Below are 12,140 nucleotides of genomic sequence, written 5' to 3'. Positions count from 1 at the left end.
CAGGACCTGCGGCTGCCGCGACGGGAGGGCCATGTATGCAGCAGCCGACCTGGAGGCGGATACGCGGAGCCCGGCGCGGCGCGGCACTCGCGGCCTGCGCGGCACTCGCCCTCACGGTCACCACGTCGGCGAGCACGGGCCGGCTGATGGAGGACTCCCCCACGGCCGCGGGCCCCGCGTCCCTGGCCCGCGCGACCACACTCGGCCCGTGCATGATCAGCGGGACGATGGGCGTGCAGATGTCGGAGGGCGTGCCCACGCCCGCCGGGTACTCGCGCTCCACGGGCACCGTCCGGGCCCTGAACCTGATGATCGACTTCTCCGACGCCCCCGGCGACGGCACCGCCACGGAGCGCCTCGCGGAGTTCTTCCCGCAGACCACGGAGTGGTTTCGCACCAGCTCCTACGGGCGGCTCGACTACCGCCCCGAGTCCCCCGTGCCCGACTGGCTGCGGATGCCGAAGAGCTTCAAGGAGTACGGGATAGAGCGCGGCGCACCCTTCGATCCGGGGTACCGCGAACTCGTCAAGGACATCGTGGCGACCGCCGACGCGGATGTGGACTTCCGCGAGTACGACCTGGTGAACATCCTCATCACGCCGAACGCGGGCCCTTCCGCGCTCGACACGGTCCTCTCTGTGACGTTCGCGGGCAACACCGAGGCGCCCGTCGCCGACGGGGTGCCGATTGCCAACGCGTCGTTCGTCTACAGCCGCCAGGACGACGGCTCGGGCAGCTACCGCGAGACCGGCTATCGCGTGCTCCCGCACGAGAACGGCCACACCTTCGGCCTGCCCGACCTCTATACGCAGGAGGGCGGCGGCGCGGTCGGCCACTGGGACATCATGAGCGAGGACTGGGGCGCCAACAACGACCTGCTGGCCTGGCACAAGTGGAAGCTCGGCTGGCTCGACGACGACCAGATCAGCTGCGCGTCCAACTCCGGGACGACCGAGCACACACTGACCCCGCTGGCCGAGCGCGGCGGCACCAAGCTCGCCTTCGTGCCGATGGACGAGAAGACGGGGTACGCGATCGAGGTCCGTACCCAGAGCGGCAACGACGAGGTGGTCTGCAAGCCCGGCGTACTGGTCTACCGGGTGAACGCGGAGATCGACACGGGCCACGGCCCGGTCACCGTCGCCGACTCGGCGAAGGACAGCGGCGGCTGCACACGGCGGCCGAACGTCCACGCGGAGCTCTCCGACGCGCCGTACGGGCCGGGGCAGACGTTCGTGGACGAGAACGCGAACCTCCGCGTCACGGTGGCGGGCGTCGACGAGGACGGCAGCTACCGGGTGAACGTCACGCGCCCGTGAGGCGGCTCAACTCCCGTTGATCTTCGCGGTGTTGGCGCCCGGCACGGTCTGCTGCACCTGCCGCAGGAAGGCGGCGTTGCTCGGTGTCTTGCGCATGCGGTCGAGCAGCGCCTCCAGGTTGCTCTGCGCGTCCCGGCCGTGCAGGGCGCGGCGCAGTCCGCGTACGGCGGTCAACTCGTCGGCGGCCACGAGCAGTTCGTCACGGCGCGTACCGGACGGAGTGACGTCGACGGCAGGGAAGACGCGCCGCTCGGCCATCCCCCGGTCGAGGCGGAGCTCCATGTTGCCGGTGCCCTTGAGCTCCTCGAAGTAGTAGTCGTCGGCGCGCGATCCGGTCTCCACGAGCACGGTCGCCAGCATGGTCAGCGACCCGCCCTCCTCCGCGAGCCGCGCGGCACCGAAGAGCCGCTTGGGGCCCTGGATGGCGGCGGCGTCGACACCTCCGGAGAGGGTGCGGCCGCCGCTGGACGCGGCGTTGTTGTACGCGCGGCAGAGCCGCGTCAGCGAGTCGAAGAGCATGACGACGTCCCTGCCCTCCTCCGTCAGCCGCTTGGCGCGCTCGACGGCGAGTTCGGCCAGCGCGATGTGCTCCTTGGCGGGCCGGTCGAAGGTCGACGCGAGCACTTCGCCGTGTACGGACCGCTTCATGTCCGTGACCTCTTCGGGCCGCTCGTCGAGGAGTACGACCATGAGGTGCGCCTCGGGGTGGTTCGCGCTGACAGAGGCGGCGATCTGCTGCAGCAGGACCGTCTTTCCGGTCCTCGGCGGCGCGACGATCAGGCCGCGCTGCCCCTTGCCGACGGGTGCGACGAGATCGACGAGCCGGGTCGCGACGGACCCTCCGGCGGTCTCCAGACGGAGCCGCTCGCGGGGGTGCAGCGGGGTGAGGTCCCCGAACCGCGCCCGCCTGCGCAGCGCTTCGGCGGAGTGGCCGTTGACCCGGTGGACGTCGGTGAGCGTGCGGGACCGTGCGCACTCGCCCTCGACGAGGTCGCCGGGGCGCAGGCCGAGCCGGCGGATCAGGGCGGTGGGGACCTGTACGTCGTTGGGGGTGGGAAGGCAGTCGCCGGTACGGAGGTGACCGGTGCCGCCGTGGGCGAGGTCGAGGATGCCGGAGGCGGCCTTGACCGTGGCCGTGGTGGATTCCTTGGTGGAGTCCTTGTTCGGGGTGATGGTTGCGGTGCTCATGGTGGGTTCCTTTCGCTGGCATGCGAATGAGAGGCCCGGCGGGACGGTGTGATCACGTCCCGTACGACGGGCGGAGATCCCGTACGACGGATGGAGAACCCGTACGACGGGCGGAGAGAAAGTGGCCTCCGAGGAGGCGGAAGAGAGGAAATCAGCACCGGCGCCGCAGAGAGGCGGCGTTCACACGTGCTGTTCGCAAGGTAGCACAGCCCCCGGCCCGCAGAGTGTGACGTACGCCACTACGCCCCCGGCGCGGGGATTCGCAATTCGCATGACTCAGGATCAGCCCAACTGACCTTTAGAACATATCCAGTTGGCCTGGAATCCCATGCGTTTCCTATGACACGCTCGCTCGGGTTCGTGAACGTATCGCATATGAATTCCCCCCTCCCCAGGAGTCCCCGGGAATTCAATCCATGCCTGAAAAATCCATGCCCGACAGGAAAGCAACTCCCGTGCGCAGAAAATCTTCCACGGCGGCGGCCGTCGCGGCCGTACTCGCCCTCACCCTGAGCGGCTGCGGCAGCGATGACGACAGCGGCGACGGCGACGACGCGAAGGCGGCGGGCAAGGCGAAGACCGGCGTCTCCGAGCCCGCCGCGAAGCCGTCCACCACGGCACCGAAGCCCACCCCCACGCCCACGCCCACACCCAGCAGGACCCGTACGGCGAAGCCCACCCCAACCCCCACCAAGGCAGCCCCCACGCCCACGCGTTCGGCCGCCCCGAAGCCCGCTCCCACCAGTAAGCCGGGCGCGAGCGGCGTCCAGGGGACCTGGTACCACATCGTCCGCGCGCAGGGCGGCAAGGAGATGGTGCTGACCATCAGCGGAACCTCGCTCACCATGCGCGCCGGCGAGAAAGCCTGCACCGGGACCATCAACGCCAGCATGGCCATGACGGTCGACTGCGGCGGCGGCGACATGACGACCACCGGCACTGCCGTGGCCACCGGAAGCGGCACCGCGCAGAAGCTCGCGTGCACGTGGGCGGACGGCAGCACGGACCGGTTCGCGCGGACGCGACCGGTGTAACTCCCGCACTGCCGCTACACAACTGCCACTACACATGAGAGCGGCCTTCGTTGTGTGGGTTCCACACATGGGAAGGTCTCACGCGGCGCCCTTACGTTTCCGGCCATGACGAGCAGCGTTGACCCAAGCGCCCCCGCCGGAGCCGGCACCGATCTGACCGGACGTACCGCCCTGGTCACCGGCGGCGGCAGCGGCATCGGGCGCGCCTGTGCCGTGGCCCTCGCCGACGCCGGTGCCTTCGTCCACGTCGTCGACGTCGACGCGGAGTCGGCCAAGGCGGTCGCCGAGACGGTCGGCGGCGAACCCCACGTCGCCGACCTCGCCGACCCCGACGCCGTGCGGGCCCTGCCCGCGGCCGTCGACGTCCTCGTCAACAGCGCCGGGCTCCAACACGTCGCGCCCATCGAGGAGTTCCCCCCGGAACGGTTCGATCTGATCCAGCGGGTCATGGTCACCGCGCCGTTCCTGCTCCTGCGCAGGACCCTGCCCCACATGTACGCACACGGCTGGGGCCGCGTCGTGAACATCTCCAGCGTGCACGGCCTGCGGGCCAGCCCCTTCAAGTCCGCCTACGTCGCGGCCAAGCACGCCCTGGAGGGCCTGAGCAAGGTCACCGCCCTGGAGGGCGCCGCCCACGGGGTCACCAGCAACTGCGTCAACCCCGGCTATGCCCGCACCCCGCTCGTCGAGCGCCAGATCAGTGCGCAGGCCGCCGCGCACGGCATCCCCGAGGAGCAGGTCCTCACCGACGTACTGCTGCGGCGTTCGGCGGTTCAACGGCTCATCGAACCCGCGGAGATCGCCGCCGCCGCGCTCTGGCTCTGCGGCCCGCACAGCGGCTTCGTGACCGGCGCCTCGCTCCCCCTGGACGGCGGCTGGACCGCCGGATAGCCCTCGCTCGCCCCACCCACGTCCCCAGAGAGCCTCCCCAGAGAGAACGGATCACGCCATGGCAGCAACGCCGCATGCCCAGGGCAAGGACCCGGCCGACGCCGACCGGGCGCCGAAGAAGCCCGGCATCGCCCGCATCATCAGCGCGAGCCTGATCGGCACCACCATCGAGTGGTACGACTTCTTCCTCTACGGCTCGGCCGCCGCGCTCGTCTTCAACACCCTCTTCTTCCCGACGAGCGACCCCCTGGTCGGCACGCTCCTCGCGTTCCTCACGTACGCAGTCGGCTTCGCCGCGCGGCCGCTCGGCGGTGTCGTCTTCGGCCACTACGGCGACAAGATCGGCCGTAAGAAGCTGCTGGTCCTGAGCCTGCTGATGATGGGCGGCGCGACCTTCGCGATGGGCCTGCTGCCCACGCACGCCACGCTCGGCGTCGGAGCCCCCATCCTCCTCACGGTCCTCCGCCTGGTCCAGGGCTTCGCGCTCGGCGGCGAGTGGGGCGGCGCCGTGCTCATCGTCTCCGAGCACGGCGACGACAAGAACCGCGGCTTCTGGGCCTCATGGCCGCAGGCCGGCGCACCGGGCGGCAACCTGCTCGCCACCGGTGTCCTGGCGCTGCTCGCGGCCGTCCAGTCGGAGGAGGCGTTCCTGGCATGGGGCTGGCGGATCCCGTTCCTCCTCTCCGGCGTACTGGTGATCATCGGCCTGTGGATCAGGGTCTCGGTATCGGAATCCCCCCTCTTCCTGGAGGCCCAGGCGAAGGCGGCCGCCTCGGCCTCGGGGGAGACCGCCAAGCAGGAGGCCCCGGTCGTCGAGGTGTTCCGGAGCAACTGGCGCGGCGTCCTGACCGCCATCGGCACCCGGCTCGGCGAGAACGTCTCGTACTACATCCTCACGGCCTTCGTCCTCGTGTACGTCACCGTGCATCTGGAACTGCCCAAGAGCACCGCCCTGAACGCCGTACTCATCGGCTCCGCAGTGCACTTCGTGACGATCCCTCTCTGGGGCGCCCTCTCCGACCGCATCGGCCGCAGGCCGGTCACACTGATCGGCTCCATCGGCATGGCGGCGTGGGCCTTCGCCTTCTTCGCCCTGGTCGACAGCAAGTCCTTCGCCGTGATCACCCTGGCGGTCACGGTCGGCCTGCTCTTCCACGGCGCGATGTACGGGCCGCAGGCCGCGTTCATCTCCGAGATGTTCGATACGAGGGTGCGCTACTCGGGGGCGTCGATGGGCTCGCAGCTGGCGTCCATCATCGGCGGGGCGCTGGCGCCGATCATCGCCGTGGAGCTCCTCAAGGACTACGACTCCGCGACGCCGGTGGCCCTGTACGTCTGTGTCACGGTGGTCATCACGACGCTGACGGTCCTGGCGGCGAAGGAAACCCGGGGCCGCTCCCTGGCCCACGGGACCACGTCTCCCGAGCCCTCCTCCGCCACGGCCCCCTCGGCGACAATCGGAACCTGACCCCGCACGCCGCACTCCCGGAGGCGACCCGCATATGTCCAGCACACCTGACGCCACTCGCCGCTCGGTTGGCGTCAGGGGGGTTGTGGGAGGCGGGGGCGGGGATGGGGGGCGTGGGGGCGGCTCGGCGGATGGGGGTGGCCGCGGTCCCGAGTCGATGGGTGTTGGCGGCGGGTCGGGGGGTGCCGCAGGCCGCATCCCCGAGTCGACGGTCGCTGGCGGCGGTAGCTGGGCGGATGCCACAGGCCGCGCCCCTGAGCCGACGATCACCGACGGCGGCTCGGCGGAAGCCGCAAGCCCCACCCCCGAACCGACAGCCACCGACAGCGGCTCACCGGATGCCGGTCCCCGCACCCCCGAGCCGACAGCCACCGGCAGCGGACAGGAGCGCACCCACGCCGCCGCCGGGCACCCGCACACCGCATCCGCCCTCCGCGAGCTCCTCGACCTGCTCGCCAGTGACGCCCCCGCCGAGCACTTCGCGCGGCCGGCGGTCACCGCCCGCGCGGCGGGGGCCACGGCTGCCGACCTCGGTGCCATCGACGAGGCCACGCAGACCGCGCTGCGGGTGCGGCGCACCCTGAACCAGCACCAGCGCAGGGAGGCCGAGCTGACCGCCCTGTTCGACACCGCGGGCGACCTCGCGGCGCTGCGTGACCTGGACGCGGTGCTCCGCGCCATCGTGCACCGGGCCAAGCTGCTGCTCCGTACCGACGTCGCGTATCTGTCCCTGAACGACGACGCGGCGGGCGACACCTACATGCGGGTGACCGACGGCTCCGTGTCCGCCGCGTTCCAGAACCTGCGCCTCGGCATGGGCGAGGGGCTCGGCGGCCTCGTCGCCCAGACCGCCCGCCCCTACGCCACCGGCGACTACGAGGTCGACCCCCGCTTCCAGCACACCACCACCATCGACAGCGCCGTACTGGAGGAAGGCCTGCACGCCATCCTCGGCGTACCGCTGCGGCAGGGCACCCACGTCATCGGCGTGCTCTTCGCCGCCGACCGCACCGCCCGCGCCTTCACGCCCGACGAGGGCGCCCTGCTCTCCTCGCTCGCCGACCACGCGGCCATCGCCATCGACAGCGCGCGCCGGATGGAGGAGACCAGGGCCGCGCTCGTCGATCTCAACGCGGCATCGCAGACCATCCGCGCGCACAGCGAGGCCCTGCGCCGCGCCGAGGACGCGCACGACCGCCTGACCGATCTCGTCCTGCGCGGCGGCGACTTCACGGAGGTCGCCACCGCCATCGGCGCACTCCTGCGCGGCGGCACCCTCATCCACGACGCGGACGGCACGGAACTGGCACGGGTCGACGCCACGCCCCGTACGCCGCTGGCCAAGGCCGTCGCCGCCTCGCGCGCCAGCGGCCGTGCGGTGCCGCAGGACGGCACGTGGGTGTGCGCGGTCCTGGCGGGCCCGGAGCTGCTGGGCAGCATCGCCCTCACCGACCGCCCCGACCTGGGCGAGGCAGACCGCCGCCTCTTCGAACGCGCGGGCGTGGTCACCGCCCTCCTCCTGCTCCTTCGCCGCTCGGCGGCCGAGGCCGAGGACCGGGTACGCGGCGAGCTGCTCGGCGACCTGCTGTCCCTCACCGGCACTCCGGGGCGCCTGACCGCGCGGGCCCGCAAACTGGCCGTCGACCTGGCCCTCCCCCACTCGGTGTTCATCGCCCACGGCGAGTCGACGCCCCGGCAGTCCCTGCTCAACGCGGCGGCCCGCGCGGCCCGCGCCCGCCAGGGCCTGTCCGGCCTGCACCACGACCACGTGGTCCTGGTGCTCCCCACCACCGACACGGCCTCCTGCGCCCGCGCACTCTCCGCCGACCTGACCCACACCACCGGATCCCCGGCAACGGTCGGCGCCGCGGGCCCCGCCACCGGCCCGGCGGCCCTCGCCCAGGCCCACACCGAGGCCTTGCGCTGCCTCTCGGCCCTGCGCGCCCTGGGCCACACGGGCCAGGGCGCGGATCTACCGGACCTCGGCTTCCTGGGCGTACTCCTAGGCGACGACACGGACCTGGACTCCTACGTACGCCGAACACTGGGCCCGGTCCTGGACTACGACGCCAAGCGCGGCACAGAACTGATCCACACCCTGCGGGCCTACTTCGCCGCGGGCGCGAGCCAGTCCAAGGCGAAGGAAGCCCTGCACGTCCACGTGAACACGGTGGTCCAACGCCTGGACCGGATAGCCCAGTTGCTCGGCCCCGACTGGCAGTCCCCCGAGCGCTCCCTGGAGATCCAGCTGGCACTGCGGCTGCACGCGGTGAGCGGAGGCGGCAGCAGCGCCTGACGGAATCACGGTCTACGGCTTTCCAGCTTTACGCCTATCCGAACGGATCAGAATTCAAGAAGCCCCGCTCACCGGGCCGCCGCTAACGTTCCAGCCATGGACATCACCATTCACACGACGGCCCTCCCGCACGACGACCCGGACGCGTCCGTGGCCTTCTACCGCGACGCCCTCGGCTTCGAGGTCCGCAGCGACGTCGGGCAGGGCAAGATGCGCTGGATCACGGTCGGCCCCGTCGACCAGCCCGGCACGTCCATCCTCCTGGCGCCGCCGGCCGCCGACCCCGGGATCACCGAGGCCGAGCGCCGCACCATCACCGAGATGATGGCCAAGGGCACCTACGGCTGGATCCTGCTGGCCACCCGAGACCTCGACGGCACCTTCGCGAAGGTCCAGGCGGCCGAGAACGCCGAGGTCGTCCAGGAACCGACCGAGCAGCCGTACGGCGTACGCGACTGCGCCTTCCGCGACCCGGCGGGCAACCTGATCCGCATCCAAGAACTCCGCTGACCGCTCTGGCTGACCGCTCTGAAGGGGGTCCTCCATGTGCCACCCCGCATGGTCACGCGAACGCACCGCCGCGCACCACCTCACCGAACTGGCCCGCCTGCGCCGCATCCGCGACCGGATCGACCGCGACTACACGCAGCCCCTGAACATCGAGGCGCTCGCGCACGAAGCGAACATGCCGCCCGGACACCTGAGCCGCCAGTTCCACCTCGCCTACGGCCAATCGCCGTACGCGTACGTGATGAGCCGACGCACAGAACACGAGAAGGGGACCGGAACCACGCACACACCGGTCAGGATTCGAGAAGCCCCGGCGCCCACGCCAGAACTAGCGTGACGGACATGAACTCCATCGAATCCGTCACCCTCGAGGTGGCCGACCTGAAGACCGCCACCGACTTCTACACAGCCTTCGGCCTGACCACACACATAGCCCTGCGACCGACCTCCCCCTCCGAGACCCCGACAACCGGCTTCCGCGGCTTCTCCCTCTCCCTCACGGCGTCCCAACCGGCCGACGTACGGGCCCTCATAACCGCCGCCCTCGACGCCGGCGCCACCCCACTGAAGCCCGCCGCGAAGTCTTTCTGGGGCTACGGCGGCGTAGTGCAGGCCCCCGACGGAACGATCTGGAAGATCGCCACGTCATCCAAGAAGGACACCGCCCCGGCCACCCGGAAGTTCAACGAGATGGTGCTCCTGCTGGGAGCCACGGACGTACTGGAGAGCAAGCAGTTCTACATCGCCCACGGCCTCTCCGTGACAAAGAGCTTCGGCCGCAAGTACGTAGAGTTCGCAACCGGTTCAAGCCCCGTCAAACTGGCGCTGTACGGCCGCCGAGCGCTGGCCAAGGACGTGGGCGTCCCGGCAGACGGCACAGGCTCGCACCGCGTAGTACTGGGCAGCACGACGGGACCGTTCACAGACCCGGACGGTTTCACCTGGGAACCCGCACCGTCCCTGACCCCGACCAACTGACGCCAATTTCGCAACGGAAGGACAGCGCATGGCAGCCGCACCGCCACGTGGGCTCGAGGAGAGACTGCGGGACACCCGCGCGAGGCTGGAGAGCGACGTGGGCCTCTGGGTCGCGACGCCGGGCTCCCCGGGTGTCCACCTCATCCCGCTCTCGTACTTCTGGGACGGCACCGCGTTCCTCATCTCAACGCCCCGCGCCTCAATCACCGCCCGAAACCTCCTCGCGGACGGCGGAGTACGGCTGGGCATCGGCCCGACCCGCGACGTCGTGATCGCCGACGGCACAGCGGAGCCGGTGGACCTCGCCGACCTCGCCCCGGAAACGGGCGACGCGTTCGCGACCAAGACAGGTTTCGACCCCCGCAAGCTCGACGACCCGTACCAGTACTTCCTGATCCGCCCACGCCGCATCCAGGCCTGGCGAGAGGCGAACGAACTACAGGGCAGAGACCTGATGCGAGACGGCCACTGGCTCGCCTGACGAGGGAGCCGTCCACCTATGACTACGGGGGCTCCCTAACCGGGGCGCACCCGCACAGCACGATCCGCTAGGCTGTCACCGGTCAGTGGGCTAACCAAGCAAGATCACCCACAGACCCCCGCCTTCGTAGCTCAGGGGATAGAGCACCGCTCTCCTAAAGCGGGTGTCGCAGGTTCGAATCCTGCCGGGGGCACAGTGTCTGACCAGGCAAAACAAGGTAAGAAGCCCCCTCGGAGTGATCTCCGAGGGGGCTTTTTCGTGGCCCGGGGGACAGGTGGGGGACAAGGCGCGGTCAGGCTGCGTCCGTGGTCCCGTTCCGGGGGACGGAGGACACCAGGCGCAGATGTCCCCTGCCGCGGGAGGGCTGGCTGGCCTGCTGCTGCCCCTCCGGCAGTTGCTGCTCTGACGGTTCTTGCGGCTCCCCCTGGATCTGCGGCTGCACGTTCTTGTCGGGCGGGGCAGGGGCGGCCTCTGTGACGGGAGTTGCATCCGTCCTGATGGCGGGCGACTGTGCGTCGGCGGGCTTGTCGATGCCGTTGCGGCGTGGCACGAGGTCGAGGGGGGCGTTGGCTGAGGCCTGCTCGAACTGGGGCATCAGGCTTGTGTAGGTGTCGGCGGTGAGTTGGTAGCTGCTGTGGCCGAGCAGGGCTTGGATGGCCTTCATGGAGAGGCCGGCGGCGAGGCTGAGGGATGCGGCGCAGTGGCGCAGGTCGTGGAGGCGGATCGGGGGTAGGCCGAGGCGCTTGATGAACCGGTCGAAGGCTTGGGAGATGTTCTTGGGGTGGTGGGGGCGGCCGTCGGGTTGGGTGAAGACCTTGCCGGAGTCGGAGTACGGGTGGTCGTACGCCTTCAGTGCCTGGCGCTCCTCCGGGCTGCTCTTTAGCCACTGGAGGTGCATGGCCTCCCATTCGGCGCGTTGGGCTTTCTGGATGTCGCGCCATGCGATCAGGAGGGCGAAGGTGGCGTAGTCGAGGGTGACGGCGCGGCGGCCGCTGCGGCTTTTGGGGGTGTCTTCCCAGACCGTGTTGGTGGAGTCGGTGACGAGCTGTTCGCTGATGTGGGCGACGCCCTTGGTCATGTCGAGTTCGGTCCAGGGCAGGCCTGTTGCTTCGCCGCGGCGTGGTGCGCGGAAGGCCATGAGGTGCCACATGACGTAGTGGTCGTGTTCGACGGCTGCGTCGAGGAATTCGCCGGTCTGTTCGGGGGTCCAGACCATGACGGGGCTGGGTTTTTCGCCGGTGATCTTCCAGCGGGCTACGCGTTCGTCGGTCCAGACGAGAGCTTCGGGGCGCTCGTACTTGGGGATGGTGACGAGCTTGGCCCAGTTGTCGGTGATCAGCTTCTCGGTGACGGCGTCTGCGAGTGCGGCGGAGAGACAGTCGAGGTACTTCTTCTGCGTGCCGGGGCCGGTGTCCTGGCGGGGCTTGGTGCGGGCTGCTTTGAGTTCTTCGCGGGCTTGGTGCCAGGCCTGGCGTAGCTCTGGCGAGCGGGGCTTGGGGGCGTGCTTCCAGGCTTGGTGGGCGGCGCCACAGGCAGCCTTGGCCTGCTGGGCGGCGATGCGGTTGGCTTCCTTGATCTCGTTGAAGGCCCAGATCTGTTTGAACATCTCCTGGATCTGGCGGTCGCGGAGTTCGCGCATGGGGAGGTGGCCGAGCGCGGGTATGAGGATGCGGTCGATGAAGTCGCGGTAGTCGGTTCGGGTGCGGCGCTTGAGGTCGACGCGCTTGTCGTGCCAGCGGTTGAGGTAGTGGGCGACGGTTTCCTTGGATTCGACGTCGATGCCGCCCTGGGCTTCGTCCCATAGCTTCTGTGCTTCTTCCTTGGCCTTCTTCTGGGTCAGGAAGCCGCCCTTGCGTGGGCGTCGGCGCTGGCCGCCGATGCCGTCGGGGAGTTTGACGTAGTAGTACCAGGTGCCGTGGTCGCGCTTGGTCAACAGGGGGCAGGCTGCGCCGAGTTCACGTGTCTTGGGTTGGCC

At 70.0% G+C, this 12,140-nt stretch carries 11 protein-coding genes and 1 tRNA gene; 10 read left to right on the top strand and 2 right to left on the bottom strand.

Features of this window, described 5'->3' with window-relative positions; genetic code table 11:
- Positions 1-35: 35 nt before the first annotated feature.
- Positions 36-1,319, top strand: coding sequence for a M6 family metalloprotease domain-containing protein (locus OG453_RS07845; protein WP_266865855.1), 1,284 nt, complete (start codon positions 36-38; stop codon positions 1,317-1,319).
- A 6-nt stretch (positions 1,320-1,325) separates the two neighbouring features.
- Here OG453_RS07845 and rho read toward each other — a convergent pair whose 3' ends face one another.
- The gene (gene rho / locus OG453_RS07840; RefSeq protein ID WP_266865853.1) at positions 1,326-2,507 is read right to left on the bottom strand and encodes a transcription termination factor Rho; all 1,182 of its coding nucleotides are present in this window, start codon (positions 2,505-2,507) and stop codon (positions 1,326-1,328) included.
- Between the two features lie 455 nt (positions 2,508-2,962).
- Between rho and OG453_RS07835 the strand changes: the two genes are divergently transcribed.
- From OG453_RS07835 to OG453_RS07795, 9 genes are all read left to right on the top strand, one after another.
- Positions 2,963-3,541: a hypothetical protein gene (locus OG453_RS07835; RefSeq protein ID WP_266865851.1), complete on the top strand. Its 579-nt coding sequence runs from the start codon at positions 2,963-2,965 to the stop codon at positions 3,539-3,541.
- A 105-nt stretch (positions 3,542-3,646) separates the two neighbouring features.
- Positions 3,647-4,432: a 3-hydroxybutyrate dehydrogenase gene (locus OG453_RS07830; RefSeq protein ID WP_266865849.1), complete on the top strand. Its 786-nt coding sequence runs from the start codon at positions 3,647-3,649 to the stop codon at positions 4,430-4,432.
- A 58-nt stretch (positions 4,433-4,490) separates the two neighbouring features.
- Positions 4,491-5,900, top strand: a complete 1,410-nt coding sequence (locus OG453_RS07825) for an MFS transporter (protein WP_266865847.1) — start codon at positions 4,491-4,493, stop codon at positions 5,898-5,900.
- 157 nt (positions 5,901-6,057) lie between these two features.
- Positions 6,058-8,196 carry a GAF domain-containing protein gene (locus OG453_RS07820; RefSeq protein WP_266865845.1) on the top strand — a complete coding sequence of 713 codons (2,139 nt, stop codon included), beginning with the start codon at positions 6,058-6,060 and terminating at the stop codon, positions 8,194-8,196.
- Between the two features lie 96 nt (positions 8,197-8,292).
- Entirely contained in the window at positions 8,293-8,706 is a 414-nt protein-coding gene (locus OG453_RS07815; protein ID WP_266865843.1) for a VOC family protein, read from the top strand.
- Positions 8,707-8,740: 34 nt separating this feature from the next.
- A complete protein-coding gene (locus OG453_RS07810) occupies positions 8,741-9,043 on the top strand; it encodes an AraC family transcriptional regulator (protein WP_323178616.1) in 303 nt (100 codons plus the stop codon).
- A 5-nt stretch (positions 9,044-9,048) separates the two neighbouring features.
- Positions 9,049-9,684: a glyoxalase gene (locus OG453_RS07805; protein ID WP_266865841.1), complete on the top strand. Its 636-nt coding sequence runs from the start codon at positions 9,049-9,051 to the stop codon at positions 9,682-9,684.
- Between the two features lie 28 nt (positions 9,685-9,712).
- A complete protein-coding gene (locus tag OG453_RS07800) occupies positions 9,713-10,165 on the top strand; it encodes a pyridoxamine 5'-phosphate oxidase family protein (RefSeq protein WP_266865839.1) in 453 nt (150 codons plus the stop codon).
- A gap of 120 nt (positions 10,166-10,285) precedes the next feature.
- Positions 10,286-10,358 (top strand) — tRNA-Arg (locus OG453_RS07795).
- Between the two features lie 99 nt (positions 10,359-10,457).
- Here the strand turns inward: OG453_RS07795 and OG453_RS07790 are convergent.
- Positions 10,458-12,098 (bottom strand): tyrosine-type recombinase/integrase, encoded by a 1,641-nt coding sequence (locus OG453_RS07790; protein ID WP_266865837.1) that lies wholly within the window; start codon positions 12,096-12,098, stop codon positions 10,458-10,460.
- Positions 12,099-12,140 lie beyond the last annotated feature (42 nt).

It is taken from the genome of Streptomyces sp. NBC_01381 (assembly GCF_026340305.1).
Lineage (GTDB): Bacteria > Actinomycetota > Actinomycetes > Streptomycetales > Streptomycetaceae > Streptomyces.
Note: the sequence above shows the minus strand (reverse complement) of the source record. Positions and strands in the feature narration are given on the sequence as shown.

Excerpts from the sequence above, each read along its gene's own strand:
- OG453_RS07845 (WP_266865855.1), top strand. The coding sequence starts at position 36 with ATGCAGCAGCCGACCTGGAGGCGGATACGCGGAGCCCGGCGCGGCGCG.
- rho (WP_266865853.1), bottom strand. The coding sequence starts at position 2,507 with ATGAGCACCGCAACCATCACCCCGAACAAGGACTCCACCAAGGAATCC.
- OG453_RS07830 (WP_266865849.1), top strand. The coding sequence starts at position 3,647 with ATGACGAGCAGCGTTGACCCAAGCGCCCCCGCCGGAGCCGGCACCGAT.
- OG453_RS07825 (WP_266865847.1), top strand. The coding sequence starts at position 4,491 with ATGGCAGCAACGCCGCATGCCCAGGGCAAGGACCCGGCCGACGCCGAC.
- OG453_RS07820 (WP_266865845.1), top strand. The coding sequence starts at position 6,058 with ATGGGTGTTGGCGGCGGGTCGGGGGGTGCCGCAGGCCGCATCCCCGAG.
- OG453_RS07815 (WP_266865843.1), top strand. The coding sequence starts at position 8,293 with ATGGACATCACCATTCACACGACGGCCCTCCCGCACGACGACCCGGAC.
- OG453_RS07810 (WP_323178616.1), top strand. The coding sequence starts at position 8,741 with ATGTGCCACCCCGCATGGTCACGCGAACGCACCGCCGCGCACCACCTC.
- OG453_RS07805 (WP_266865841.1), top strand. The coding sequence starts at position 9,049 with ATGAACTCCATCGAATCCGTCACCCTCGAGGTGGCCGACCTGAAGACC.
- OG453_RS07800 (WP_266865839.1), top strand. The coding sequence starts at position 9,713 with ATGGCAGCCGCACCGCCACGTGGGCTCGAGGAGAGACTGCGGGACACC.